We start from the raw sequence: 24,017 nt of genomic DNA on the forward strand, positions 1-24,017 counted from the left end.
TGGCCATGACCTTCCGCACCCTCACCCGTCCCCTGGCTGGAGGCGCCGCCATGGCCACTGCGATCGCCGCCCTTGGTGTCCCGGCCGCCCCGGCCGCCACGGCGCTGCCCGTCGAGTCCCACCGTCCGAGCACCACCGCGCCGGTGGTCATCGGTCACCGTGGCGCCTCCGGCTACCGCCCGGAGCACACGCTCGCGTCCTACCGCCTCGCGATCCGGCTCGGCGCCGACTACGTCGAGCCCGACCTGGTCTCGACGAAGGACGGGGTCCTGGTCGCGCGCCACGAGAACGAGATCAGCGGCACCACCGACGTCGCGCAGCACCCGGAGTTCGCCGACCGGAGGACCACCAAGACGATCGACGGGCGGCCGGTGACCGGCTGGTTCACCGAGGACTTCACGCTGGCCGAGCTGAAGACCCTGCGCGCCGTGGAGCGGCTCCCGCTGGTGCGGCCCGACAACACGCGCTACGACGGCATGTTCGAGGTGCCCACCCTCGACGAGGTGCTGGCCCTGGTCCGGCAGGAGGAGCGCCGGACCGGGCGCCGGATCGGGGTCTACCCCGAGACCAAGCACCCCAGCTACTTCGACGGCCTCGGACTGTCCCTGGAGGAGCCGCTGGTCGCGGCACTGCGCCGGCACGGCCTGGACCGGGCCGGGGCGGGCGTGTTCATCCAGTCCTTCGAGACTGCCAACCTGCGGGATCTGGCCCAGGTGACGCGGGTGCCGCTGGTGCAGCTGGTCGACGCGTCGGGGGCGCCGTACGACCTCGCGAGGGCGGGCGACCCGCGCACCTACCGCGACCTCACGACCCCGGCGGGCCTGGCCTGGATCGCGACGTACGCCGACGGGGTCGGGGCCCACAAGGACCTCGTCCTGCCCCGTGACGCGGTCACCGGGGCCACCGGGGAGCCGTCGGACCTGGTGCCCGACGCCCACGACGCCGGCCTGCTGGTGCACGTGTGGACGCTGCGGGACGAGAACCAGTTCATGGCCACCAACTTCCGCCGCGGCGCCGACCCGAACGCGAAGGGCGACGGCTACGCGGAGGCGACGGCGTTCCTCGATGCCGGGGTGGACGGGATCTTCTCCGACCACCCCGACACCACGGTGATGGCGCTCGAGGACTGGCTGGCCGCAGCCGACCGCAGTGCCTGATTGATTCGGGCCTGATCAGTCCTCGGCGTCGTCGGTACCGACCCAGCCGGTCTGCCGGGTGGTGTGCCGGTTCCTCGCGGAGAGGGTGGTGGCCAGGAGCCCCGCGACGCCCGCGAAGACCCACGGGACCGGCAGCAGCCACCGGATGTCGGCGTTGTTGACGACGTCGCCCTGGACCAGCGCCCAGATCCCGACCAGGCCGAGGAAGGCGATGCCCATCACCAGGTGGCCGATGTTGACGGGGTGACGTCCGCTGTCCTGCTCGCTCATGTCCTCACTCGCTCTCTGCGTGGATCTCGCCGATACCGAGCTCGGCGTGGATGGTCAGGCGGGGGACGTCCGTTCCGCCGTTGTGGAAGCCGTTGCCGGTCTGGCCGATGCCTCCTTGCTGCTCCCCGAAGAGGGTGATCGCACCCGGACCGCCGACCTCGCCGGTGACCCTCACGTCCATGTCGTCGGGCACCAGCAGCTCGATCCGGCCGGCCCCCCCCTCGACGCGGATCTCCCGGCCGTCCAGCGCCTCGACGTCGGTGACCTCGGTGAGGTCGAGCACCAGCTCGCCGGCGTCGAAGTCGTAGACGTTCTCCACCTCGGCGGCGGAGGGCGGGGTCTCGCGGATCCGGTCGCCACCGTCCCACTGTCCGACGGCGGTCATCGCCACCATCGGGACGGTTGCGAGCAGGCCGACCAGGATCAGTCCGCCCGCGCGGCCCCAGAACGCACCGACCAGGAGCATCAGCCCGGAGAGGCCGACGACCAGCGCCGGGTATGCCGGTGGCGGTACGGCCACTCCGGCGACGTCGACGATCCCCAGGATCCCGATCGCCAGCGCGATCAGCGCGAGGGTGAACCAGAAGAGGATCGGTCCCCGCCGGCGCGGGTCGCGGGGGGCGACGTACGACGTCGTCGGGCCCTGGTACGGCGGGACGTCGTCCGCGTACGGTCCGGGGCCCCGGTGCGACGAGCCGACCTGGTAGGTCCAGGTGCTGCCGTCGGACGTGGTGCCCTCGTAGGTCGAGGTGTCGCCCGGCGCGACCGGCGCCGGGCCACCGGAACCCGGGGGAGGGGCCGCCGAGCGGCGGTCCTTGCGGGTCAGGAAGAGCAGCACGACGAGGGCGATGATCGCCAGGGGCCAGGGGAACCAGAAGACGCCCCAGGAGTCGCCGAGCAGGGCGAACGCCGCGAGCACGCCGACGGCCAGCAGGGCGACGGTGCGGCTCCGGTCGTCGAGGGTGATGGCGGCCGTGTCCGAGCCGTCCTCGGGCACGAGCAGCCAGCAGGCGCCGTACAGGAGGAGGCCGGCACCGCCGAAGAAGGCGAGCACCACGAAGGCGACCCGCAGGATCAGTGGATCCACGTCGAGGTGCCGGGCCAGGCCACCGGCCACGCCGGCGACCTTCCGGTCGGCGACCGAACGACGGAGCCGGCCGAGGTCGCGGATCTCGTCGCGGGTGGCGCGGGGGCCCCCTTCGGCCAGCTCGTCGGGAGCCGGACCGTCGGTGGGGCCGGACGGTGCATCTGGTGGTCCAGTGGGTGTGCCTGTGGTCATGCTCCAAGCCTGTGGGTCGACGGGGCCGTACGCCATCGGGGACGACCCTGATCCTGCCCGCCCCGCGGGGGTGGTGGGTCAGGGTCGCGCCGGGGTTGCACCTCATGGTCCGTGCCCCTGCCCTGTGTGACGATTGCCGGGTCATGACAACGACTCCGGGTGCGACCACGCTGCACGCTGCCGCCGACGGCGGTCGCGAGCCGCGCCGCGCCTATCGCGACAGCCAGGAGCCGATCATCGGCGGCGTGGCCGGCGGTCTGGCCCGTCATCTCGCGCTGCCGGTGCTGTGGGTCCGGGTCGCCTTCGTCGTGGCCGCGACCCTCGGTGGCGTCGGCATCGCGATGTACGCCGCCCTGTGGCTGGTGCTGCCCACCGACTCCCGCTTCGAGGAGGGCGCCCCCGGCCTGGAGAGCGCGACCCGCGGCGGGCGGCGTCCGGGCCGGATCCGCAGGCTCGGGGACGTCGGCCCGGCGATCGCACTGGCGGCGCTCGGCATCGGGGCCGTCTTCCTGCTCGAGGCGGTGCTGGGGCGGGGGCTGGTGTTCTGGCCCCTGTTCCTCGGGCTGGTCGGCATCGCCCTGCTGTGGCGCCAGGCGGACGAGGCGCAGCGCGAGCGCTGGCTCGACACCACCGGCCGGATCGACCCGGTCCGGGCCGTGCTCGGACGCGGCGGGTGGGCGGCCTACGCCCGGCTCGCGGCCGGGATCGGCCTGATCGTCTCCGCCTTCGTGGTCTTCGCGCTCCGCGGCGGTTCCCTGGAGATGGCGCGCGACGTCACCATCGCCGCGCTGCTGACCGTCGTCGGGCTGGCCATCGTGGTCGGTCCGTGGATCTACCGGCTCGCCTCCGACCTGACCGCCGAGCGGGCCGAGCGGGTCCGCACCCAGGAGCGGGCCGACCTGGCCGCCCACCTGCACGACTCCGTGCTCCAGACCCTGGCCCTGATCCAGAAGAACGCCGGCGACGGCTCCACGGTCGCCAGGCTCGCCCGCTCCCAGGAGCGCGACCTCCGGTCCTGGCTGTACGCCGGCGAGGCGACCGACGAGAGCACGGTCGCCAGTGCGCTGCGCGGGGTGGCCGCGGCCGTCGAGGACGGCCACGGCGTCTCCGTCGACGTGGTCAACGTCGGCGACTGCCCGCTGGCCGAGAGTCTCCGGGCGGTCGTCAACGCCACCCGGGAAGCCGTCACCAACGCCGCCAAGCATGCCGGCACCGGCCAGATCGACGTCTACGCCGAGGTCTCGCCCACGGCGGTCGACGTGTTCGTCCGCGACCGGGGGAGCGGATTCGACCCCGACCGGGTCCCCGACGACCGGCACGGGCTGCGCCACAGCATCATCGACCGGATGGAACGGCACGGCGGCACCGCCGAGGTGGTGTCGGAGCCGGGTCAGGGCACCGAGGTGCGGTTGCACCTCCCGAGGCAGGAGGACTCCCATGGCTGAGCCGATCCGCGTGGTGCTGGTCGACGACCACGCGATGTTCCGCGCCGGCGTGCGCTCCGAGCTGGGCGGCCAGGTCGACGTGGTCGCGGAGGCGGCCGACGTCGACTCCGCGGTCGCCGCGGTGGACGCGCACCGGCCCGACGTCGTACTCCTCGACGTGCACCTGCCCGGCGGCGGTGGGGTCGAGGTGATGCGGAAGGCCCGGTCCGCCGAGACCCGCTACCTGGCCCTGTCGGTGAGCGATGCGGCCGAGGACGTGATCGGCACGATCCGCGGCGGTGCCCGGGGCTATGTCACCAAGACCATCACCGGACCCGAGCTGGTGGCGGCCATCCAGCGGGTCGCCGACGGCGACGCGGTGTTCTCGCCGCGGCTGGCGGGTTTCGTCCTGGACGCCTTCGCCGGCTCCATCGAGGTGGCCGACGTCGACGAGGACCTCGACCGGCTGACGGAGCGGGAGCGCGAGGTGATGCGGCTGATCGCCCGCGGCTACGCCTACAAGGAGGTGGCCAAGGAGCTGTTCATCTCGATCAAGACGGTCGAGACCCACATGTCCAGCGTGCTCCGCAAGCTCCAGCTCTCCTCGCGGCACGAGCTCGCGCGGTGGGCCTCGGACCGCCGGCTGCTCTAGCGGCCCGGTTCAGCCCACGATGAGCCACAGGCCGACAGCAGTCGGCAGGGGGCCCAGGAGCAGCCAGCGGGAGAGAAGGGGTTGCCCGTGGATGGCGAGCGCGGCGACGACCGCCATCACGCCGATCGCCCCCGCGATGATGCTGAGGCCGATCTGGGCGCTCCTGGTCGGATCCGACTCCGCCATGCCGGCGATGATCACCCCGGCCGACAGGTGGAGAAGGGTGGTCACGGCGAGCGTCGACATCACCCACTGCTGCACCCTGGTCAGGCCACGGTCCTCGGCGTGCGGGTCGCGCGCCGGGCGAGGTCGGTCCGGGTCCATCAGGTGACGCGGGCGCCGCCGTACGGGCGGGGTGTCGTGGGGGCTGCTCAAGGCGAAGGGACTCCGGGAAGGCGGCGACTGTCCCGTCATTGTCCCAGCAGGTCCCGGGTGTGCGGGAATCGCCGGGCGGCCCATCGATCCGACGCGGCTTACCCAGAACCTTCCCGTTCATGCCCTTTACAACCCGGCGCCAATTGCGGTTCGGTTGTCCGACCGGGACGTATTGGCCGCAGACCCTGGAAGCGAGGCCTCCATGGCCGAAGAAACCACCTACGCCACGCCGTACGACGAGCCTGGCCATGAGAGCGACCTGAAACGGTCGATCACCGGGAAGCAGCTCTTCTTCTACACGCTGGGAGACGTGCTCGGGTCCGGCATCTACGTGCTGATCGGTCTCGTGGCCGCGGCGGTGGGCGGTGCGTTCTGGATCGCGTTCGCCGTCGGGGTGACGGTCGCGGCGATCACCGGCACCGCGTACGCGGAGCTGGTCACGAAGTACCCGCAGGCGGCCGGTGCCGCGCTCTACGTCAACAAGGCGTTCGGCAACAAGGTGCTGACCTTCCTGATCACCGTCTCCTTCCTGTCCTCCAGCTTCGCGGCTGCCGGCGCCCTGGCGGACGGCTTCTCCTCCTACTTCGCCACCCTCTGGCCAGGGCCGCCGGCCCTGTTGGTCACGCTGGGGTTCATCGTGGTGCTGAGCATCATCAACTTCATCGGCATCACGGAATCGGTCGTCATCAACATGCTGATGGCCTTCGTCGAGATCGCCGGCCTGATGATCGTGCTGATCACCGCGATCTGGTTCATCGCCGAGGGCAACGCGGACTTCGCGACGCTGACCGAGTTCGAGACCGCCGGCGGCACCAGCCCAGCGCTGGCGATCCTCGCCGGTGTCGCGCTCTCGTTCTTCGCGATGACCGGATTCGAGAACACCGCCAACGTCGCGGAGGAGACGATCGACCCCTACCGCTCGTTCCCGCGCTCCCTGATCGGCGGCATGATCACCGCTGGTGTGATCTACGTGCTGGTCTCGATGGCGGCGGCGCTCACCGTGTCGATCGACGACCTGGCCGCCTCGCCGGCCGCGCTGCTCGAGGTCATCGAGAAGGGCATCCTGCCGATCAACGTCGAGTTCATGAGCACGTTGTTCTCGGTGATCGCGATGATCGCGATCACCAACACCACCCTCGTCGCCGTCGTGACCCAGCCGCGGATCCTCTACGGCATGGCCAAGGAGGACGTCGTGCCCGGGGTCTTCGCCAAGATCCACCCCAGCCGACGCAGCCCGTGGGTCGGCCTGTTGTTCAGCGGCGCCGTGGTGTGTGCGCTGCTCGTGGTGGGCACGGTGGCACCCAACGTCGAGGGGGCGTCCCTGATCGAGCGGCTGTCCCTGGTCACGGTGGTGTTCCTGCTGTTCATCTACGCGCTCGTGATCATCTCCTGCCTCAAGCTGCGCGGCCACGACGAGTCGGAGAAGACCTATCGTGCCAACACGTTCCTGCTGTTCGTCGGCCTCCTGGGCAACGTCGCGATCCTCGGGTACGTGATCTACGACGACCCCACGTCGCTGTACTGGTGCGCCGGTCTGGTGGCTGTCGGGGTCGTGCTCTTCCTGATCGAGTACCTCTTCGGCAAGCGCAACCGCCCGCCGGGCGCGGAACGCGGCGACCCCACTTCTGCGCAGGGAACGGAGTCCTGAGATGCACGTCATCGTCGCCACCGACGGGTCCAAGCAGTCCCTCGCGGCTGCCCGTCACCTCAAGTCCTTCGCGGACCCGACCAAGATCACCGGGATCTCCGTGATCGCGGTGGTCCGTCCGCTGGCCGCGGTCGCCTTCGCCGACGACCTGTCCAACGTCGACCAGCGCAAGGCCGGCACCGAGGCCGGCAGCTTCCGCGCGGCCGCGGAGAACGCGGTCGACGTGGTCGCCGCGGAGTTCGACGGCTGGGGCCCCAAGGTGTACCGCAAGGTCCGCGGTGGATCGCCGGCCAACGAGATCATCAAGGCGGCCAAGCAGCTGTCGGCCGGCCTCGTGGTCGTGGCCGCCGGTGGGCGAGGGATCAGCGACGTGGTCCTGGTCGGGTCGACCGCGCAACGGGTGCAGCACTACGCGCCGTGCCCGGTGCTCGTCGTCCGTCCGGCGCCACGTGCGTCTCGCCGCGGATCGGGCAAGACCGCGAAGAGCTGAACGGGCGGCCCCATCAGTAGGCTGCCGCCATGGAAACACTGCGGCTGGTCCTGCTCGTCCTGCACCTGCTCGGCTTCGCCGCCCTCTTCGGCGGCCTGATCGTCCAGGTCCGTTCCCCGGAGAAGGTCGTCAACGCCGCCATGCGCGACGGCGCGGGGACGGCCTTCCTGGCCGGGCTGCTCCTGGTGGGCGTGCTCGAGTCCGGAGAGGCAGCCGTCGACCACGTCAAGATCGGCGTGAAGTTCGCGATCGGGCTGGTCGTGCTGATCCTGGTGATGGCCAACATGCGCAAGCCGCGGATCCCGGACGGGCTCTTCTACGCCCTGCTGCTGCTCACCGTGGCCAACGTCGTCGTCGCGGTGTTCTGGTCGACCGTCCACGCCTGACCCGCTCGCTCGACCGCATGTAACACGCCGTCTGCTGCACTTCCACGCCGCTGCAACGGCGTGGAAGAACGGTGGACAGCGTGTTACAGCGGGGGCGCCCCTCAGCCGCCGGGGCAGTACGCCGTCCCGGGCGGTTGCTCCGGGTGGACGGCCCCGTCGCGGGAGCCGATGGAGCCCACGGAGCCCGCCCGGCCGCGCCGCTCGGCGATCACCTCGGCCAGGATCGAGATGGCGATCTCACCCGGCTCGTCCGCGCCGATGTCGAGTCCGACCGGGGCGTGCACGGCGGTCAGGTCGGCCTCGGTGACGCCGTGCTCGAGCAGCCACTCGCGGCGGCGGGCCTGGGTACGCCGGGACCCCATCGCGCCGACGTACGACGTGCCGGCAGCGAGCGCGGCCCGGATCGCGGGGCCGTCGAGGTCCTCGTGGTGGCTGGTGACGACGACCGCCGCGGCTGATGGCAGGACACGCTCCGACTCCTCCAGCGTGGTCGCCGAGGTGGACGTCCAGCCCAGCGCGGAGATCATCGAGCCCAGGGCCTCGGCCACCGGGCCCTCGCCCACGATCAGCACGTGCGGGGAATCGGCCATCCGCCCAGCCTCGCCCCCGCCCGCCGGCGATGTCCACAGCAGGGGTTAGGCGGAGCGCCGCGAGCTCCGGACGACGTATGGCGCCAGGTCCTCGATCGAGGTGCCGAAGCGAGCTGCGGTCTCGGCGCACTCCCGGCGCAGCCTGAGGAGCGCCAGGCGCCGGCGGTCACCCCACAGGTCGTCCCAGACGACGCGCGACATGCCCAGCTTGAACCCGCACACCCAGTCCTGTCGCTGCTTCTCGGCCCACAGGACCTCCCGCGGGTCGACGGTGGCGACCCCACCGTCTTGTCGGCGGAGGTACTTGAGCCTGCCGTCGAACTCGATGACCTGGCGCCCGATGCGCAGGTCGCACCACACCGTCCGGAGCCCGTCGGTGAGACCGAACTGCGTCTCTGGCCGGCCGAGGCCCAGCTCGGTCACCAGCAGCCGGGCCAGGGTCTCGCCGACCGACTCCGCGCCCGGGTCGGCGAGCCTGCGCGCGGCTCGAACCGTGGTGACGTTCGGCCAGTTCGTCATCGGCGCGCACGCCGCGTCCAGGTCGTGCGCGGTGCACCCGTGGCGGTATGCCGAGTCGAACGCGACCACGCCCGGCTGGAGGCCGTGCTCGCGGGCGATGTCGGCGGCTGTCCGGGCAGGGCCGAGCACCCGCCGCCCGTTGGTCTCGACGACCTGATCCGGCGGGTACGGCGCCAGGTGGTGCTTGACCCCGTGCCGCAGGTGTGAGCCCACGATGCCGGGCCGGGTCACGTGTGTCATCGGGTTGGCGTGGCGCAGGATGTCGAGGCGCAGCTCGAGGGCTGCGGAGTCGTGGCTCATCACGTGAGGGCGCGAGATCCGCAGGCTGGCGGCACGATCCCGGGCCAGCTGGCGTTCCTCGGGTCGGCTGAGGCTCGCCCAGAGCTCGCGGTCGACGTACACGCCTCGCCGCACCGTCACCCACGCGCCGGTCCTCGCCAGCCGATCGACCCGCTCCGGAGGGAGGCCGGCCTCGATCGCCTGGCGTCGCGTGACGAGCCCGTGCTGGGTGGCCATGATGCCGGCAATGGCAGGGTGCATGCACCCGAGCCTCATCAACCTCGCCGCCGGCCGCATCGCGTGGCCGAGCCTCCTGTGGAGAGTGGTGTCTGACCGGCGAACTGTGGACCCTTACGTGGGCCACTCCGCCGCTGTAACACGCCGTCCTCGGCACTCCCATCCCGCTGCAACGGGATGGAAGCCCGGCGGACGGCGTGTTACAAGCCAATGGCCGAGCGGACTGGTCGATGGCGACACGTAGGGTTGGCGGAGAGATGAGTACGCCCCCACCGCCGCACCCCACCGGCTCCTCGGCCACCGACCAGCTGGACTTCGAGATCGCGGCCGACGCGCGCACCACCCGGCGCGGCCCCACGGCCGAGGAGCTGCTCGACGGACTCAACGAGCCCCAGCGCAAGGCGGTCGTCCACTCCGGCCATCCGCTGCTCGTCGTGGCCGGTGCCGGATCCGGAAAGACCCGGGTGCTGACCCGGCGGATCGCGTGGCTGGTCGCCGAGCGCAAGGCCCACCCGGGCTCGATCCTCGCGATCACCTTCACCAACAAGGCAGCCGCGGAGATGAAGGAACGCGTGGAGGCCCTGGTCGGCAAGCGGGCCCGGATCATGTGGGTGAGCACGTTCCACTCCGCCTGCGTGCGGATCCTCCGCAAGGAGATCCACCACTTCGGCTACAAGTCCAGCTTCTCCATCTACGACGCCGCCGACTCCAAGCGCCTGATGACCCTGGTCTGCCGTGACCTGGACCTCGATCCCAAGCAGTACCAGCCCAACGCGATCCTCCACTGGGTCTCCAACCACAAGAACGAGCTGCGCGACCACGAGGAGGCGGCCAAGGACGCCCGCAACGGCCTGGAGGAGGCCTACGCGTCGGCGTACACGCTCTACCAGCGGCGCCTGCGCGAGGCCAACGCGCTCGACTTCGACGACCTGATCATGACCACGGTGCACATCTTCCAGGCCCACCCGGACGTGTGCGAGACCTACCGGCGCCGCTTCCGGCACGTGCTCGTCGACGAGTACCAGGACACCAACCACGCGCAGTACGCCCTGGTCCACCAGCTCTGCGCCGACGATCCCGAGGAGGCCGGCGAGCGGGTCGAGCCCGCCGAGCTGATGGTCGTCGGCGACGCCGACCAGTCGATCTACGCCTTCCGCGGCGCCAGCATCCGCAACATCCTCGACTTCGAGCAGGACTTCCCCGACGCCACCACGATCCTGCTGGAGCAGAACTACCGCTCCACCCAGACGATCCTCAACGCCGCCAACTCGGTGATCGGCCACAACCGGGGGCGCAAGCCCAAGCGGCTGTGGTCCCAGGCCGGTGACGGCGAGCGGATCGTCGGGTACGTCGCCGACGACGAGCGCGACGAGGCACGCTTCGTCTCCGAGGAGATCGACAAGCTGACCGACAGCGGCGCGGCCCGGCCGGGCGAGGTGGCGGTGTTCTACCGCACCAACGCCCAGTCGCGGGTGTTCGAGGAGATCTTCATCCGGCTCGGCATGCCCTACAAGGTCGTCGGCGGCGTCCGCTTCTACGAACGCCGCGAGGTCCGCGACGCGCTCGCCTACCTCCGGATGCTGGTCAACCCGGCCGACGAGATCTCCCTGCGCCGGGTGCTCAACACCCCCAAGCGGGGGATCGGTGACCGGGCGGTCGAGTGCGTGCAGTCGCTGGCCGACCGTGACCGGACCACGTTCTGGGAGGCCCTGCGCCGGGCGGCCGATGCCCCCGGACTGGCGACCCGGTCGCTCAAGGCGATCGAGGGCTTCGTCGGCCTCGTCGACGAGCTCCAGTCGATGGTCGACGCCGGCGAGCGGCCCGACGTCATCCTCGAGTCGGTGCTCGACCGCACCGGGTACCTCGCCGAGCTCGAGGCCTCCGACGACCCGCAGGACGCCACGCGCGTGGAGAACCTCGCCGAGCTGGTGGCCGTGGCCCGGGAGTTCTCCGACGACCCCGTCGCCGGCCCCTCCGCCGACCCGGCCGACCTCGATGACACTGTCGCGGGCTCCTCGGTTCCGGGGCTCTCCGACTTCCTGGAACGGGTGGCGCTGGTCGCCGACACCGACCAGATCCCCGACACCCCCGACGAGGAGGACGACGGGGTGGTCACCCTGATGACCCTCCACACCGCCAAGGGGCTGGAGTTCCCCGTCGTCTTCCTGACCGGGCTCGAGGACGGCGTGTTCCCGCACTCCCGATCCCTGGGCGACCAGCCCGAGCTCGAGGAGGAGCGTCGGCTGGCCTACGTCGGCGTCACCCGGGCCGAGCAGCGGCTCTACCTGTCCCGGGCCGTGGTCCGGTCTGCGTGGGGAGCCCCGGCACACAACCCTGCCTCCCGGTTCCTCGACGAGATGCCGGTCGACCTCGTCGACTGGCGCCGCACCGAAGCCGCGCAGACCCGGTGGAGCCGGCCCGACCTGGCCGGCGGGTCCGCCGCCCGGCTCGGCACCCCGACCGAAGCGGGACGCCGCAACTTCTCCTCCGCTGCCCTCAAGGCCGACGCCGCGGCGAAGGCCAAGACGGCGCGCGAGATCCCCTCCCTGGAGCCGGGCGACCGCGTGCTGCACGACTCGTTCGGCATGGGCACCGTGGTCGCGCTGGAGGGAGTGGCGGAGAAGTCGGTGGCGTCGATCGACTTCGGGTCCGAGGGCGTCAAGCGGTTGCTGCTTCGTTACGCCCCCGTTGAGAAGCTCTAGCGGAAACGCGGCAGCGGATCCGCTGATGGTGGTCGAGCGAGCCGTCGCCGACCGAGCCTGCGAGGGCGGCGAACCGGCGTGTCGAGACCCGGTGAGAAAGAAGGCAGCCGCACCTCAAGGCTGGAGGCCGTGCACCAGCATCGCGGCGTAGGGGTCCACCGGGTCGCCGGCACCCGGCCGGACCTCCAGGTGGAGGTGGGGGCCGGTGGTGTTGCCGGTGTCGCCGATGTAGCCGATCACCTCACCGGCGCGGACCGTCTCGCCGGAGCTCACGGCGAAGTCCGACATGTGGCAGAACCACAGCTCCGTGCCGTCGTCGAGCGTGATGACGACCTTGTTGCCGTAGGAGCCGTCGTACCCGACCTCCGTGATCTCGCCGTTGGCCATGGCCTTGATCGGGGCGCCGTACGGCGCGGAGAAGTCGAGGCCGGTGTGGTAGCTCGCCCACAGTCCCCAGTCGCCGAACTCGGCGGTGAGGTCGTAGCCATCGACCGGCAGCACCCACTGGTTGAGCGCGATCTTGGCCGCCTGTGCCTCGGCCTGCTGAGCGAACTTGGCCAGGGCGGCGTTGCGCTCGCGGGCCTGCTGCTCCGCCTGCGCGACCAGCTTCTGGTCGGCGGCGTCCTCGAGGGCGTCGCGTCGCGAGTCGCGGCTCACCGCCGCGGTGCGGTCGTTGAGCAGGTTGGTCGAGGCTGCTCCGCTGGTGCCGTTGAGTGCGCTCGCGCCCGCGATGCGCGACTCACCGGCCACCAGTGCGGGGTGGGCGACCGTGATGGCTCCTCCCGCCGAGACCACCAGGGCGGCGATGCCGCCGGCGATGGGAAGCGGCGGCAGGCCCGGGAAGAGGTTGCGGCGGCGGCCGCTGTGCCTCGATGCCTTGCGTCGGCCAGGCGTGGCGGCAGCGGATGGAGCGACCGAGGGGGGAGCGGGGGCGACCGGCGCGGCGTCGACACGCGGGGTCGGCTTCACCGAGGGTCCGCGGCGCGGGCCGCGGCGCTTCGCTCGGTGGGCACCCATTGTTCGAGTTCTCCATCGGTCGGGGGCTAGGAGACAACGAGGCCAGACTCTAACCGATGGCTAGACCAGCCGGAACTCCCGGAGGGTGTGACGGTGGACAACCTGGGTACACGAGGCGGTTCTGACGCCTGCGCGGGGTGCCACCGGCCTGCGTGAGGCTCGTCACCCGTCGGATAACCTGCCCCACATGTCAGAGACTCAGGCCCGGCGGATCCGCATCGTCGTGGCCAAGCCAGGCCTGGACGGTCACGACCGTGGGGCCAAGATCGTGGCCCGGGCGCTGCGTGACGCGGGCCACGAGGTGATCTACACGGGGCTGCACCAGACGCCCGAGCAGATCGTCGAGACCGCGATCCAGGAGGACGCGGACCTGATCGGCCTGTCGGTGCTGTCGGGGGCGCACATGACGCTCTTCCGCAAGCTGATCGAGCTGCTGGCCGAGCGCGACGCCGCCGACATCGTCGTCTTCGGTGGCGGGATCGTCCCGGAGGAGGACATCCCGGTGCTCGAGGAGATGGGGGTCGCCAAGGTCTTCACGCCGGGGGCGCCGACCGGAGAGATCACCGGCTGGGTCGCCGGTCACTTCGCCGAGGACGCCCCGGCCTGACCCGGTCGGCGCACGTCCAGCACGATCCGCACCCGCTGGCCCGCCTGCCGGGCCTCCCGCACGGTGACCCTCTCGGAGGTGATCCGCCTCGGCAGCAGGGGAGCACCGGCTCCGAGGAACACCGGGGTCACGTTGAGCAGGATCTCGTCGAGCAGGCCGGCGTCGTCGAACTGGCCCACCAGGTCCCCGCCGCCGACCACCCAGATGTTTCGCCCGGCCGCGGCCGCGACGAGGTCGTCGTACACGCCGGAGACCTGGCCGGACACGAACCGCAGGTCGACTCCCGGGATGGGCGGGAGGTCGCGGTGGGTGAAGACGAACGCCGGCCGGTCGCCGTAGTAGTCGTGCCACCGCTGCGGGTTCTCCAGCAGGTTCTCGTGGTCGAGCACCCATTCGTACGTCGTCGCACCCATCGCCATCGACCCCACGCCGCCGATGAACTCGTCCCACTCCTCCTCGCGGCTGTCGGCGGGGTCGACCTCGGCGCCGCGGCCCACCTCGAAGAGCCAGTCCAGGGAGTTGTGCTCGTCGGCGATGAAGCCGTCGGCGGAGGTGGCGGTGTAGTACTGCGTGCGCGTCACGCGACCCACCCTAGGGAAGAGTTGGCCCGCCCCGGCGTGGTCGCGCCGGTCCCGGCGGGCATAGGGTGCCATCGAATGTGCCTGTGACGAGCCGGGTGGCCGGCTGAAAGGACTGGGGCCGAGACGTGGATCTGATGGAGTACCAGGCGAAGGAGCTCTTCGCCAAGCACGGAGTGCCCGTGACGGTCGGCACCGTGATCACCGACGCTGCTGACGCCGAGTCGGCAGCCGAGGCGCACGGCGGGAAGGTCGTGGTCAAGGCCCAGGTCAAGACCGGCGGCCGCGGCAAGGCCGGTGGCGTGAAGCTGGCCAACAACCCGCAGGAGGCGGCCGAGAAGGCCGGCGAGATCCTGGGGATGGACATCAAGGGCCACACGGTCCACCGGGTCCTGATCGCGCCGGCGGCGGAGATCGCCGAGGAGTACTACTTCTCCTTCCTGCTCGACCGGGCCAACCGCAACTACCTCTGCATCGCCTCGATCGAGGGCGGCGTCGAGATCGAGGTGACCGCCAAGGAGAAGCCGGACGCGGTCGCCAAGGTCGCCATCGACCCGCAGACCGGCGTCGACGACGCGAAGGTCGACGAGATCATCGAGGCGACGCGCTTCCCCGAGGACGTACGCGACCTCGCCCGCGACATGATCAAGAAGCTCTGGAAGGTCTTCGTCGAGGAGGACGCGACCCTCGTCGAGGTCAACCCGCTGGTGAAGCTCGGTGACGGGAGCCTGGAGGCGCTCGACGGCAAGGTGTCGCTCGACGGCAACGCCGACTTCCGGCACGAGGACCACGCCGGCTTCGAGCTGGTCGAGGACGTCGACCCGCTCGAGCTCGCGGCCGCCGAGAAGGACCTGAACTACGTGAAGCTCGACGGTGCCGTCGGCATCATCGGCAACGGCGCGGGCCTGGTCATGTCGACGCTCGACGTGGTGGCGTACGCCGGCGAGGCCCACGGCGGCGTCAAGCCGGCCAACTTCCTCGACATCGGCGGCGGGGCGTCCGCCCAGGTGATGACCGACGGCCTGCACATCATCCTCGGCGACGACCAGGTCAAGTCGGTCTTCGTCAACGTCTTCGGCGGCATCACCGCCTGCGACGCGGTGGCCAACGGCATCGTGGGTGCGCTCGACGCGCTGGGCGACGAGGCCAACAAGCCGCTCGTCGTACGTCTCGACGGCAACAACGTCGAGGAGGGCCGACGGATCCTCGACGAGGCCGACCACCCGCTGGTCACCATCATGGACACCATGGACGGCGCGGCCGACAAGGCCGCCGAGCTGGCCAACGCCTGACAAGGACGGATCAACGAATCATGGCTATCTTCCTGACGGATTCCAGCAAGGTCATCGTCCAGGGCATGACCGGCTCCGAGGGCATGAAGCACACCCAGCGGATGCTCGACTCGGGCACCAACATCGTGGGCGGGGTCAACCCCAAGAAGGCGGGCACCACCGTCGACTTCGAGGGCGGCACCTCGGTCCCCGTCTTCGGCTCGGTCGACGAGGCGATGGCGGAGACGGGTGCCGACGTGTCGGTGCTCTTCGTCCCGCCCGCCTTCACCAAGGGCGCGGTGGTCGAGGCGGTGGACGCGGGGATCGGTCTCGCCGTCGTCATCACCGAAGGCGTCCCGGTCCACGACACCGCGGAGTTCCGCGCTTACGCCGAGTCGTCGGGCAAGACCCGCATCGTCGGCCCCAACTGCCCCGGCATCATCAGCCCCGGCAAGTCGAACGCAGGCATCATCCCGGCCGACATCACCAAGGCCGGACGGATCGGGCTGGTCTCGAAGTCGGGCACGCTGACCTACCAGATGATGTACGAGCTGCGTGACTTCGGTTTCTCCTCGTGCATCGGGATCGGGGGCGACCCGATCATCGGGACCACCCACATCGACGCGCTGGCCGCGTTCGAGGAGGACCCCGAGACCGACGCGGTGGTGATGATCGGCGAGATCGGCGGCGACGCCGAGGAGCGCGCCGCGGCGTACATCAAGGACCACGTGAGCAAGCCGGTCGTCGGCTACGTCGCGGGCTTCACCGCTCCCGAGGGCAAGACGATGGGCCACGCGGGCGCCATCGTGTCCGGCTCGTCCGGGACCGCCGCGGCCAAGAAGGAAGCGCTCGAGGCGGTGGGCGTGAAGGTCGGCAAGACGCCCTCCGAGACCGCCCAGCTGATGCGGGAGATCCTCGAGACGTCCTGACGCACGCCGGGTCCGCCCGCCGTCGCTGCCGTCGCTCGCGCGGCCTCAGCCGGCGGGCGGCGGCATGGCGGGCAGCCGCTCACCGGCGCGGGCGACGAGCGCCACGAACGCATCCGGGCCCATCGTCACGTCGGGCTCGGGCACGAAGGTGACCTGGCCGACGGCGGTGCCCTCGCGGACGATCCCCATCAGGTAGGTCACCGACCGGTTGTCGTCGAGCTCGGTCGTCAGCCGCCACACGGTGAGGTCGCGGGCCTTCGACTGCCGGTGGGCGAGCCGGGTCACGTCGGTGCCGAGCCCCCGGTTGCGGTCGGGGCAGGCGTCGAGGTCACGGCGTACGCCGGCGACGAAGGTCCGGGCGGCGCCCGGCCGGAGCGTGCCGACCGTCTCGGTGATCCCGAACGCCGCCGGCAGCTTGGCCGCCGGGATGACGAACGAGCGGGTCAGGTTGTTGCTCACCTGCTTGCCGGTGAAGGCGGTCTTGTCACATCCGGTCGCGGCCACGTTGACGCTCGCCCGGCGGGGCTCGGTGCCGACCCAGGGCTTCATCACGCGGGTCACGGGCGGGAGGTCGACCTCGGAGAGCATGCCCGGGGCGTCGCCCACCGGGATGGGAGCGGACCTGGCCAGCCTGGGTCGGGTCGCGCAGGCTCCCGCCTCCGGCCGCGCACACAGCCCGTTGACGGCAGCCGCGGCGAGGCGGGCGGCCCCGTTCAGGCTGGGCGCCGCCTGGGGCTGGGTCCAGCTCATCGTCGTGGTCGTGATCGCCCCACTGCGGCTGACCCCCACGACCATGGTCGGTCGGGCTCCGGCCCACGACCGCAGGACCAGGAGGCTCGCGTCGTCGCCGACCTGTGTCACCCGCCGCGTCGCCATCAACTGGATCCGGCGATCGGTGCACCCGGCGTACCACTCGAGGCTGGCGCGGAACGCCCGTCGGGCCGACCGGACGGACTCGGAGATCTCGGTCAGCTGGAACGCCGCGTCCTCCTGGCCGCCCTTGCGCGGGGTGGTGCCGAAGGTGCGCAGCAGGGCGCCCTCGCCCCGGGGGTCGGCGTACCGCGCCTGCTGGCAGGGCAGGATGAGGCCGTCGCCCTGGGTGTTGTCGGTGGTCTCGATCTCCCGCCACTTCCGCCCGGCCACGTAGTCCTCGACCTGGTCGGCACTGAGCAGATCGTCGCCGGAGAACGCCGCCGGCGCGGAACCCGACCCGTCCGCCGACCCGGACGAGCGGGAGGACGAGGTCGACACCGACTCGCGGTCGAGGCTCGCCCTGACGCCATCGGCGTCGGCGACCAGGGTTCCGGAGAGGACCACGGCGGCCGCGGCGGCCGCCACCCCGATGAGCGTGTGGGTACGGCGTCGGGCCGACCCGGCCCGGCGGATGATCGTCGGGCGGGGCCAGCGCGCCGCCTCGACCGGCTCGCGGAGCGCCTCGATCAGCGACCGGATGCTCGTCGTCTGGACACTGCGATGGACGGAGAACTGTGCCGTGGCGAGCTGGAGCTTCTTCTCCGCATCGGCTAGGGACATGCCGGCCTCGCGGGCCATCTCGCTCATGCTCAGCGACGTGAGCTGGGTCAGCAGCAGGGTCTTGCGCTGCGCCAGCGGGAGCTTCCCCAACGCGTCGAGGGTGGCCCGGGCCTCCGGGTCGAGGCTCTTGTCGCGGTGCCAGATACGGGCCGTGTGACGGCGCTGGGCGTGGGCCCAGGCGTACGGGCGCACCCAGGCCTCGGGGTCCTCCTGCCGCGACACCTTGCGCCAGTGGTGCCAGGCGACGATGAACGCGTCACGGACCGCGCTCCGGGACGCCGGGAGGTCGCCGGTCAGCGCATACGTCTGGAGCAGCAGTCGCGAACGAGCGTCCTTGTAGAACGCGTCGAACTCGTCGGCTCTCTTCATGCCGGGTCGACGCGGCCCGGGACGCGGGGCCGGCCTGGTGGGGGGATGAGCATGACAGTAAGAAAATACGGGAGGCGGCGTCACGGCGCACATCGGCGTGGGATCGCCGGTGGACCGGACGCCGGGGGGAGGATGGCCGGGCCATGACTTCGCTGCTCTCCACGACCGACGGCAGGACCGCCGAGCGCGCCGCGAACGGCCCCTCCGACCCCCGGCACCGGCGCCCGCTGGTCGTCCTCGCCACCCTCGGCGGCGTGGTGGCGGCCGGCTCGGTGCTGCTGGTGTGCCTGGCCGCAGGAGTGTTCGGGTGGTTCCTCAGCGATGCCGGCACCCACGGAGAACCGCGCGACGCCCTGCAGGTGGGAGCGCTGGGCTGGTTGATGGCCCACTTCTCGGGAGTCTCGGTCGAGGGCGTCACGGTGACCGCCGTACCGCTCCTCGTCACCCTGGTCTGCGCCTGGGCCGTCTGGCGTGTGGGCCAGCGGGTCGGTGACGCGATCTCGGGGCACGGCCCCGACGCCGACGCCATCGCCGACGGCGAGCGGGACTGGACCGTCCCGACGGCGCTCGCGTGCTTCACCCTCGGCTACGGGCTGGTCGCGTTCGTGACCCACGCCCTGGCGGCCACGCCGCAGACCGCCCCGTCGCTGGGCCGGACCCTGCTGTGGGTGGTCGTGCTGGCCGCGTGCGTCGGCGGGCCCGCGATCGCGGTGGGAGCGGGTCGCGCGGCGATCTGGGCGGCGTTCGTCCCGGTGCCGGTGCGGGGGGCCGTGGCCGCCTGCGTCTCGATCGTCCGCTACCACCTCCTGGTGGCCGTGGTCCTGCTCGTCGCCGCGCTGGCGGTCGACCTCGGGACCGCCGTCAACGTGCTCTCGCAGCTCAGGATGAACACCGGCGAGTCCACCCTGTTCGTGCTCGCCACGCTCCTCGTCGTCCCCAACGCCACCCTCTTCGCCGGCGCCTACCTGCTGGGGCCCGGGTTCGCCGTCGGCACCGGCACGATCGTCTCGCCCACGGTGGTGGCGCTCGGACCGCTCCCGATGGTCCCGCTCCTCGCCGCCCTGCCCGACGCAGGTGCGCCGAGCGCCTGGACGCCGTACCTGATGGCGCTGCCCCTGCTGGTGGCAGGGGCGGGGGCGGCGCGGGCCCAGCGGCGCCACCCCACCCTCCGGTGGGAGGAGGGCGGGCTCCGCGGCTGCACGGGCGGCGTCTTCGCCGGGGTCGTCGTCGGCCTCCTGGCCACGATCGCCGGCGGCGCGATCGGTCCGGGCCGGATGCAGACGGTCGAACCGTTCGCGTTCGACGTGCTGGTCCACGCCATCACCACGTTCGGCATCGGCGGACTCTTCGGGGGGCTGGCGATGACCTGGCGGCAGCGGCGAACCGCCCGGCGCGCGGCCCCGGCCAGCGCCTAGACTGCCGCGCGTGTCCGCCCCCGCCCCCGCCCGCCTCGTGGTCCTCGTCTCGGGCTCGGGCACCAACCTCCAGGCGCTCCTCGACGCCTGCGCCGACCCGGCCTACGGCGCCCGGGTGGTCGCGGTGGGCGCCGACCGGGAGGGGATCGAGGGCCTGGCACGCGCCGAGCGGGCCGGCATCCCGACCTTCGTCCACCGGGTCAAGGACCACGACACCCGGGAGGAGTGGGACAGGGCGCTCGCTGCCTCCTGCGCCGAGCACCTGCCCGACCTGATCGTCTCGGCAGGCTTCATGAAGCTGGTCAGCGAGGAGTTCCTGACCCGGTTCGGCGGGCGGGTGGTCAACACCCATCCGGCGCTCTCGCCGTCGTTCCCGGGCATGCACGGCCCGCAGGAGGCCCTGGACTACGGCGTCAAGGTGACCGGCTGCACCCTCTTCGTCATCGACGGCGGGGTCGACACCGGTCCGATCGTGGCCCAGACCGTGGTGCCGGTCGAGGACGACGACGACGTCGAATCGCTGCACGAGCGGATCAAGGTCGCCGAGCGCGCCATGCTCGTCGAGAACGTGGGCAGGATGGCCCGCGAAGGATTCACCATCACCGACAGGAAGGTGCGGTTCGGCCGATGAACGACCGGATCCCGCTGCGGCGGGCGCTCGTCTCCGTCTACGACAAGGCCGGGCTGGAGGATCTCGTGCGGGGCCTGCACGACGCCGGCGTGGCCCTGGTGTCCACCGGTGGCTCTGCCGCCCTCATCGAGTCCCTCGGGCTCCCGGTGACGAAGGTGGAGGACCTCACCGGGTTCCCCGAGTGCCTCGACGGCAGGGTCAAGACGCTGCACCCGAAGGTGCACGCGGGCATCCTCGCGGACCGCCGTCTCGACACCCACGTGGCCCAGCTCGCCGAGCTCGGCGTCGAGCCGTTCGACCTGGTCGTCTCCAACCTCTACCCCTTCACCGAGACGGTGATGTCGGGGGCGACGCCCGACGAGTGCGTCGAGCAGATCGACATCGGCGGCCCCTCGATGGTGCGCGCCGCGGCGAAGAACCACCCCTCGGTCGCCATCGTCACCTCCCCCGAGCGCTACCCCGACGTGCTCCGCGCCGCAGGGGCGGGCGGTTTCACCCTCGCCGAGCGCCAGGAGCTGGCCGCGGAGGCGTTCGTCCACACGGCGACGTACGACGTCCACGTGGCCTCCTGGATGGGCAACGTGCTGAGCGACTCCTCCGGAGGTGACGGCTTCCCGGCCTGGATGGGCGCGACGTGGACCAAGCAGGCCACCCTGCGCTACGGCGAGAACCCGCACCAGGCGGCCGCGCTCTACGTCAACGGCTTCCAGCCGCAGCCGGGGCTCGCCCAGGGGGAGCAGCTCCACGGCAAGGAGATGTCCTACAACAACTACGTCGACGCGGACGCGGCCTACCGTGCGGCCCACGACCACGGCGACCGGCCGACCGTCGCGATCATCAAGCACGCCAACCCGTGCGGCATCGCCGTCGGGGTCGAGGGGGAGGGCATCGCCGCGGTCCATGCCCGCGCCCACGCCTGCGACCCGGTGTCGGCCTACGGCGGGATCATCGCGACCAACCGCCCGGTCACCCGCGAGATGGCCGAGACCGTCAAGGACATCTTCACCGAGGTGGTGCTGGCGCCGGACTTCGACGACGACGCACTCGAGGTCCTGACCACCAAGAAGAACCTCCGGCTGCTGCGCGTCGCCGCGCCGGGCGCGGGTGGGGACATGCGGGCGATCTCCGGCGGGCTGCTCCTGCAGCAGCGCGACGCCATCGACGCGGAGGGCAGGGACAAGGACGGCAACCCGACCGGCGACGACCCGTCGCGCTGGCGCCTGGTCGCCGGCGAGCCCGCGTCGGAGGAGGTCCTGGCCGACCTCGAGTTCGCCTGGCGGGCGATCCGCGCGGTGAAGTCGAACGCGATCCTGCTGGCCTCCGGAGGCGCCTCGGTCGGCGTCGGGATGGGACAGGTCAACCGGGTCGACTCCTGCCATCTCGCCGTCACCCGGGCCGGCGAGCGGGCGGCCGGCTCGGTGGCCGCCTCGGACGCGTTCTTCCCATTCGCCGATGGTCCCCAGATCCTCATCGACGCGGGGGTGCGGGCGATCGTGGCGCCCGGCGGGTCGATCCGCGACGACGAGGTCATCGCCGCCGCGCGGGCCGCCGGCGTGACGACGTACTTCACCGGGACCCGGCACTTTGCGCACTGATCGCTCCGGCGGAGCCGGAGCGATCGTTGGTGGTTGAGCAGCGACCGCGGCTGAGGAACGAAGCCGCGACGGAGCGTGTCGAAACCCGGTGAGGTGACAGCAAACCGCAGGCCAGACGATGACAGGATGACCACATGACCGCCAAGACACTCGACGGCAAGGCCACGCTCGACGCGATCAAGGTGGAGCTGGCCGAGCGGGTCGCCAAGCTGCGCGAGTCCGGCGCCGTGCCCGGCCTCGGAACAGTCCTGGTCGGTGACGATCCGGGATCGCGGTGGTACGTCGGCGCCAAGCACAAGGACTGCGCCGAGATCGGGATCGAGTCGATCCGGGTCGACCTGCCGGCCTCCTCCACCCAGGCCGACGTCGAGCGGGTCATCGATGCCCTCAACGCCGATCCGAGCTGCACGGGCTTCCTGGTGCAGCAGCCGACCGGCCTGGACGAGTTCGCCCTGCTGTCCCGCGTCGATCCCGACAAGGACGTGGACGGCCTGCACCCGGTCAACCTCGGCAAGCTCGTGCTGGGTGAGAGCGGCTCGTTGCCGTGCACGCCGATCGGCATCATCGAGCTGCTCCGGCGGCACGATGTCGAGATCCGGGGCGCCGACGTGGTGGTGGTCGGTCGTGGCCTGACCGTGGGGAGGCCGCTCGGCCTGCTGCTGACGCGTCGCTCCGAGAACGCGACCACCACGCTCTGCCACACCGGGACCCGCGATCTCGCGGCCCACACCCGTCAGGCCGACATCGTGGTCGCGGCCGCCGGGGTGCCGGGGATCATCACCGGCGACATGGTCAAGCCGGGCGCCGCCGTCCTCGACGTCGGGGTCTCCCGCGTCGACGGCAAGCTCGCGGGAGACGTTGCCCCGGACGTCTGGGACGTCGCGGGATGGGTCTCGCCCAACCCGGGCGGCGTGGGTCCGATGACCCGCGCCATGCTGCTGTCCAACATCGTGGAGATGGCGGAGAAGGCCCTCTCCGGACCGGCCCGGGGCTGAGTTGACCGCAGTGGACCACCCACCCGTCGATCCACACCCGGGCGAGGTGGCGTCCGAACCCGAGCCGCAGCGCCTTCCCTCGACGGTCGGCGGCCTGATCTACCTCGCGGTGCTGGTCGCGACCGGTGTCGGGATCGGCCTGTGCTGGGGCGGCGACTGGCGCCTCGGCGTCAAGTGGGTGGGCGCGGCCATGATCGCTGGGGCGGTGGCGCGGCTGGTGCTGCGACGCAAGGACGCCGGCATGCTCGCCGTCCGGAACCGCGCCGTGGACGCGGGGATCCTCAGCGGCGTCGGCGCCACCCTGATCTTCCTCTCCGAGTCGATTCCTAATCAGCCGCTGTAAGCGAAGCGTCAGCGGCTGATGATGGTGGTCGAGCAAGCCGTCGCCGACCGAGCCTGCGAGGGCGGCGAACCGGCGTGTCGAGACCCGGTGAGAAGAAAGCAGACCTCAGGTCTGGCTCAGATCAAACCAAGGCCCTTGACCGCGTCGCGCTCCTCGGCGAGCTCCGCGGTCGAGGCGTCGATCCGCCCGCGCGAGAAGTCGTCGATCTCGAGGCCCTGGACGATCTCCCAGTCGCCGCCGCGGGTGGTGACGGGGAACGACGAGACCAGGCCCTCCGGGACGCCGTACGAGCCGTCGGACACGACCGCCATCGACACCCAGTCGCCGTCGGCGGAGCCGAGCAGCCAGTCGTGGGCGGCGTCGATGGTGGCCGAGGCGGCGGAGGCGGCCGACGAGGAGCCACGGGCCTCGATGATCGCCGCGCCCCGCTTGGCGACCGTGGGGATGAAGTCGTTCTCGATCCACGCCTGGTCGTCGACGACCTCGGCGGCGTTCTTGCCGCCGATCTCGGCGTGGAAGACGTCGGGGTACTGCGTGGCGGAGTGGTTGCCCCAGATCGTCATCTGCCTGATGTCGGTGACCGGGGCACCGGTCTTGGCGGCGAGCTGTGAGATCGCGCGGTTGTGGTCGAGCCGGGTCAGGGCCGAGAACCGCTCCTGCGGGATGTCGGGGGCGTTGCTCATCGCGATCAGGGCGTTGGTGTTGGCCGGGTTCCCGGTCACGCCG

24 protein-coding genes are annotated in these 24,017 nt (G+C 71.5%); 15 read left to right on the plus strand and 9 right to left on the minus strand.

What is annotated here, in order from left to right; all coding sequences use genetic code 11:
* Positions 1 to 5: 5 nt before the first annotated feature.
* Positions 6 to 1,157: a glycerophosphodiester phosphodiesterase gene (locus VFN12_RS14230; RefSeq protein WP_325119386.1), complete on the plus strand. Its 1,152-nt coding sequence runs from the start codon at positions 6 to 8 to the stop codon at positions 1,155 to 1,157.
* Between the two features lie 15 nt (positions 1,158 to 1,172).
* On the opposite strand, the gene VFN12_RS14235 is transcribed toward VFN12_RS14230, so the two are convergent.
* Both VFN12_RS14235 and VFN12_RS14240 read right to left on the minus strand, forming a co-directional pair.
* The gene (locus VFN12_RS14235; protein ID WP_325119387.1) at positions 1,173 to 1,427 is read right to left on the minus strand and encodes a hypothetical protein; all 255 of its coding nucleotides are present in this window, start codon (positions 1,425 to 1,427) and stop codon (positions 1,173 to 1,175) included.
* A 4-nt stretch (positions 1,428 to 1,431) separates the two neighbouring features.
* Positions 1,432 to 2,706 (minus strand): PspC domain-containing protein, encoded by a 1,275-nt coding sequence (locus VFN12_RS14240; RefSeq protein WP_325119388.1) that lies wholly within the window; start codon positions 2,704 to 2,706, stop codon positions 1,432 to 1,434.
* A gap of 143 nt (positions 2,707 to 2,849) precedes the next feature.
* Between VFN12_RS14240 and VFN12_RS14245 the strand changes: the two genes are divergently transcribed.
* Positions 2,850 to 4,151 (plus strand): PspC domain-containing protein, encoded by a 1,302-nt coding sequence (locus tag VFN12_RS14245; RefSeq protein WP_325119389.1) that lies wholly within the window; start codon positions 2,850 to 2,852, stop codon positions 4,149 to 4,151.
* Positions 4,144 to 4,782, plus strand: coding sequence for a response regulator transcription factor (locus VFN12_RS14250; RefSeq protein WP_325119390.1), 639 nt, complete (start codon positions 4,144 to 4,146; stop codon positions 4,780 to 4,782). Before VFN12_RS14245 ends, VFN12_RS14250 begins: the two co-directional genes overlap by 8 nt.
* 9 nt (positions 4,783 to 4,791) lie before the next feature.
* Here VFN12_RS14250 and VFN12_RS14255 read toward each other — a convergent pair whose 3' ends face one another.
* Complete coding sequence (locus tag VFN12_RS14255) at positions 4,792 to 5,106, minus strand: hypothetical protein (protein WP_325119391.1); 315 nt, start codon at positions 5,104 to 5,106, stop codon at positions 4,792 to 4,794.
* A gap of 253 nt (positions 5,107 to 5,359) precedes the next feature.
* On the opposite strand from VFN12_RS14255, the gene VFN12_RS14260 reads away from it, so the two are divergent.
* From VFN12_RS14260 to VFN12_RS14270, 3 genes are read left to right on the plus strand one after another with little or no spacing between them, the layout of a single operon-like run.
* A complete protein-coding gene (locus tag VFN12_RS14260) occupies positions 5,360 to 6,805 on the plus strand; it encodes an APC family permease (RefSeq protein ID WP_325119392.1) in 1,446 nt (481 codons plus the stop codon).
* Position 6,806: 1 nt separating this feature from the next.
* On the plus strand, positions 6,807 to 7,295 hold the full coding sequence (locus tag VFN12_RS14265) for a universal stress protein (protein ID WP_325119393.1): 489 nt from the start codon (positions 6,807 to 6,809) through the stop codon (positions 7,293 to 7,295).
* A 29-nt stretch (positions 7,296 to 7,324) separates the two neighbouring features.
* The gene (locus VFN12_RS14270; protein WP_325119395.1) at positions 7,325 to 7,681 is read left to right on the plus strand and encodes a hypothetical protein; all 357 of its coding nucleotides are present in this window, start codon (positions 7,325 to 7,327) and stop codon (positions 7,679 to 7,681) included.
* Positions 7,682 to 7,782: 101 nt separating this feature from the next.
* On the opposite strand, the gene VFN12_RS14275 is transcribed toward VFN12_RS14270, so the two are convergent.
* Entirely contained in the window at positions 7,783 to 8,271 is a 489-nt protein-coding gene (locus tag VFN12_RS14275; protein ID WP_325119396.1) for an XdhC family protein, read from the minus strand.
* Positions 8,272 to 8,316: 45 nt separating this feature from the next.
* Complete coding sequence (locus tag VFN12_RS14280; protein ID WP_325119397.1) at positions 8,317 to 9,330, minus strand: type IV toxin-antitoxin system AbiEi family antitoxin domain-containing protein; 1,014 nt, start codon at positions 9,328 to 9,330, stop codon at positions 8,317 to 8,319.
* A gap of 233 nt (positions 9,331 to 9,563) precedes the next feature.
* Between VFN12_RS14280 and pcrA the strand changes: the two genes are divergently transcribed.
* A complete protein-coding gene (pcrA, locus tag VFN12_RS14285; protein ID WP_325119398.1) occupies positions 9,564 to 12,008 on the plus strand; it encodes a DNA helicase PcrA in 2,445 nt (814 codons plus the stop codon).
* 114 nt (positions 12,009 to 12,122) lie between these two features.
* On the opposite strand, the gene VFN12_RS14290 is transcribed toward pcrA, so the two are convergent.
* Positions 12,123 to 13,025: a M23 family metallopeptidase gene (locus VFN12_RS14290; RefSeq protein ID WP_325119399.1), complete on the minus strand. Its 903-nt coding sequence runs from the start codon at positions 13,023 to 13,025 to the stop codon at positions 12,123 to 12,125.
* A gap of 187 nt (positions 13,026 to 13,212) precedes the next feature.
* Between VFN12_RS14290 and VFN12_RS14295 the strand changes: the two genes are divergently transcribed.
* Positions 13,213 to 13,632: a cobalamin B12-binding domain-containing protein gene (locus tag VFN12_RS14295; RefSeq protein WP_325119400.1), complete on the plus strand. Its 420-nt coding sequence runs from the start codon at positions 13,213 to 13,215 to the stop codon at positions 13,630 to 13,632.
* Here VFN12_RS14295 and VFN12_RS14300 read toward each other — a convergent pair.
* Positions 13,605 to 14,213, minus strand: a complete 609-nt coding sequence (locus tag VFN12_RS14300) for a dihydrofolate reductase family protein (protein ID WP_325119401.1) — start codon at positions 14,211 to 14,213, stop codon at positions 13,605 to 13,607. The genes VFN12_RS14295 and VFN12_RS14300 overlap by 28 nt on opposite strands.
* 125 nt (positions 14,214 to 14,338) lie before the next feature.
* On the opposite strand from VFN12_RS14300, the gene sucC reads away from it, so the two are divergent.
* Both sucC and sucD read left to right on the plus strand, forming a co-directional pair.
* A complete protein-coding gene (gene sucC, locus VFN12_RS14305; protein WP_325119402.1) occupies positions 14,339 to 15,502 on the plus strand; it encodes an ADP-forming succinate--CoA ligase subunit beta in 1,164 nt (387 codons plus the stop codon).
* A gap of 20 nt (positions 15,503 to 15,522) precedes the next feature.
* A complete protein-coding gene (gene sucD / locus VFN12_RS14310) occupies positions 15,523 to 16,410 on the plus strand; it encodes a succinate--CoA ligase subunit alpha (protein WP_325119403.1) in 888 nt (295 codons plus the stop codon).
* A gap of 45 nt (positions 16,411 to 16,455) precedes the next feature.
* On the opposite strand, the gene VFN12_RS14315 is transcribed toward sucD, so the two are convergent.
* Positions 16,456 to 18,312 (minus strand): hypothetical protein, encoded by a 1,857-nt coding sequence (locus VFN12_RS14315; RefSeq protein WP_325119404.1) that lies wholly within the window; start codon positions 18,310 to 18,312, stop codon positions 16,456 to 16,458.
* A 143-nt stretch (positions 18,313 to 18,455) separates the two neighbouring features.
* Between VFN12_RS14315 and VFN12_RS14320 the strand changes: the two genes are divergently transcribed.
* From VFN12_RS14320 to VFN12_RS14340, 5 genes are all read left to right on the plus strand, one after another.
* On the plus strand, positions 18,456 to 19,727 hold the full coding sequence (locus VFN12_RS14320) for a DUF6350 family protein (protein WP_325119405.1): 1,272 nt from the start codon (positions 18,456 to 18,458) through the stop codon (positions 19,725 to 19,727).
* A 10-nt stretch (positions 19,728 to 19,737) separates the two neighbouring features.
* The gene (gene purN / locus VFN12_RS14325; protein ID WP_325119406.1) at positions 19,738 to 20,358 is read left to right on the plus strand and encodes a phosphoribosylglycinamide formyltransferase; all 621 of its coding nucleotides are present in this window, start codon (positions 19,738 to 19,740) and stop codon (positions 20,356 to 20,358) included.
* Positions 20,355 to 21,953: a bifunctional phosphoribosylaminoimidazolecarboxamide formyltransferase/IMP cyclohydrolase gene (gene purH / locus VFN12_RS14330; protein ID WP_325119407.1), complete on the plus strand. Its 1,599-nt coding sequence runs from the start codon at positions 20,355 to 20,357 to the stop codon at positions 21,951 to 21,953. The genes purN and purH overlap by 4 nt, the downstream gene beginning before the upstream one ends.
* 134 nt (positions 21,954 to 22,087) lie before the next feature.
* On the plus strand, positions 22,088 to 22,948 hold the full coding sequence (locus VFN12_RS14335; protein WP_325119408.1) for a bifunctional methylenetetrahydrofolate dehydrogenase/methenyltetrahydrofolate cyclohydrolase: 861 nt from the start codon (positions 22,088 to 22,090) through the stop codon (positions 22,946 to 22,948).
* Positions 22,949 to 22,958: 10 nt separating this feature from the next.
* Positions 22,959 to 23,291, plus strand: a complete 333-nt coding sequence (locus VFN12_RS14340) for a DUF3017 domain-containing protein (protein WP_325119409.1) — start codon at positions 22,959 to 22,961, stop codon at positions 23,289 to 23,291.
* Positions 23,292 to 23,407: 116 nt separating this feature from the next.
* Here the strand turns inward: VFN12_RS14340 and VFN12_RS14345 are convergent.
* Positions 23,408 to 24,017: malate dehydrogenase (locus tag VFN12_RS14345; RefSeq protein WP_325119410.1), on the minus strand; the 610-nt coding region annotated here is incomplete at its 5' end.

This window comes from Nocardioides sp. (assembly GCF_035703625.1).
Taxonomy (GTDB): domain Bacteria; phylum Actinomycetota; class Actinomycetes; order Propionibacteriales; family Nocardioidaceae; genus Nocardioides.

Coding starts and splice junctions, on each gene's coding strand:
- pcrA (WP_325119398.1), top strand. CDS start 9,564: ATGAGTACGCCCCCACCGCCGCACCCCACCGGCTCCTCGGCCACCGAC.
- VFN12_RS14295 (WP_325119400.1), top strand. CDS start 13,213: ATGTCAGAGACTCAGGCCCGGCGGATCCGCATCGTCGTGGCCAAGCCA.
- VFN12_RS14275 (WP_325119396.1), bottom strand. CDS start 8,271: ATGGCCGATTCCCCGCACGTGCTGATCGTGGGCGAGGGCCCGGTGGCC.
- VFN12_RS14235 (WP_325119387.1), bottom strand. CDS start 1,427: ATGAGCGAGCAGGACAGCGGACGTCACCCCGTCAACATCGGCCACCTG.
- sucD (WP_325119403.1), top strand. CDS start 15,523: ATGGCTATCTTCCTGACGGATTCCAGCAAGGTCATCGTCCAGGGCATG.
- VFN12_RS14315 (WP_325119404.1), bottom strand. CDS start 18,312: ATGAAGAGAGCCGACGAGTTCGACGCGTTCTACAAGGACGCTCGTTCG.
- VFN12_RS14255 (WP_325119391.1), bottom strand. CDS start 5,106: ATGGACCCGGACCGACCTCGCCCGGCGCGCGACCCGCACGCCGAGGAC.
- VFN12_RS14240 (WP_325119388.1), bottom strand. CDS start 2,706: ATGACCACAGGCACACCCACTGGACCACCAGATGCACCGTCCGGCCCC.
- VFN12_RS14270 (WP_325119395.1), top strand. CDS start 7,325: ATGGAAACACTGCGGCTGGTCCTGCTCGTCCTGCACCTGCTCGGCTTC.
- VFN12_RS14335 (WP_325119408.1), top strand. CDS start 22,088: ATGACCGCCAAGACACTCGACGGCAAGGCCACGCTCGACGCGATCAAG.
- purH (WP_325119407.1), top strand. CDS start 20,355: ATGAACGACCGGATCCCGCTGCGGCGGGCGCTCGTCTCCGTCTACGAC.
- VFN12_RS14280 (WP_325119397.1), bottom strand. CDS start 9,330: ATGCACCCTGCCATTGCCGGCATCATGGCCACCCAGCACGGGCTCGTC.
- VFN12_RS14320 (WP_325119405.1), top strand. CDS start 18,456: ATGACTTCGCTGCTCTCCACGACCGACGGCAGGACCGCCGAGCGCGCC.
- VFN12_RS14230 (WP_325119386.1), top strand. CDS start 6: ATGACCTTCCGCACCCTCACCCGTCCCCTGGCTGGAGGCGCCGCCATG.
- VFN12_RS14245 (WP_325119389.1), top strand. CDS start 2,850: ATGACAACGACTCCGGGTGCGACCACGCTGCACGCTGCCGCCGACGGC.
- VFN12_RS14265 (WP_325119393.1), top strand. CDS start 6,807: ATGCACGTCATCGTCGCCACCGACGGGTCCAAGCAGTCCCTCGCGGCT.
- VFN12_RS14260 (WP_325119392.1), top strand. CDS start 5,360: ATGGCCGAAGAAACCACCTACGCCACGCCGTACGACGAGCCTGGCCAT.
- VFN12_RS14290 (WP_325119399.1), bottom strand. CDS start 13,025: ATGGGTGCCCACCGAGCGAAGCGCCGCGGCCCGCGCCGCGGACCCTCG.
- VFN12_RS14250 (WP_325119390.1), top strand. CDS start 4,144: ATGGCTGAGCCGATCCGCGTGGTGCTGGTCGACGACCACGCGATGTTC.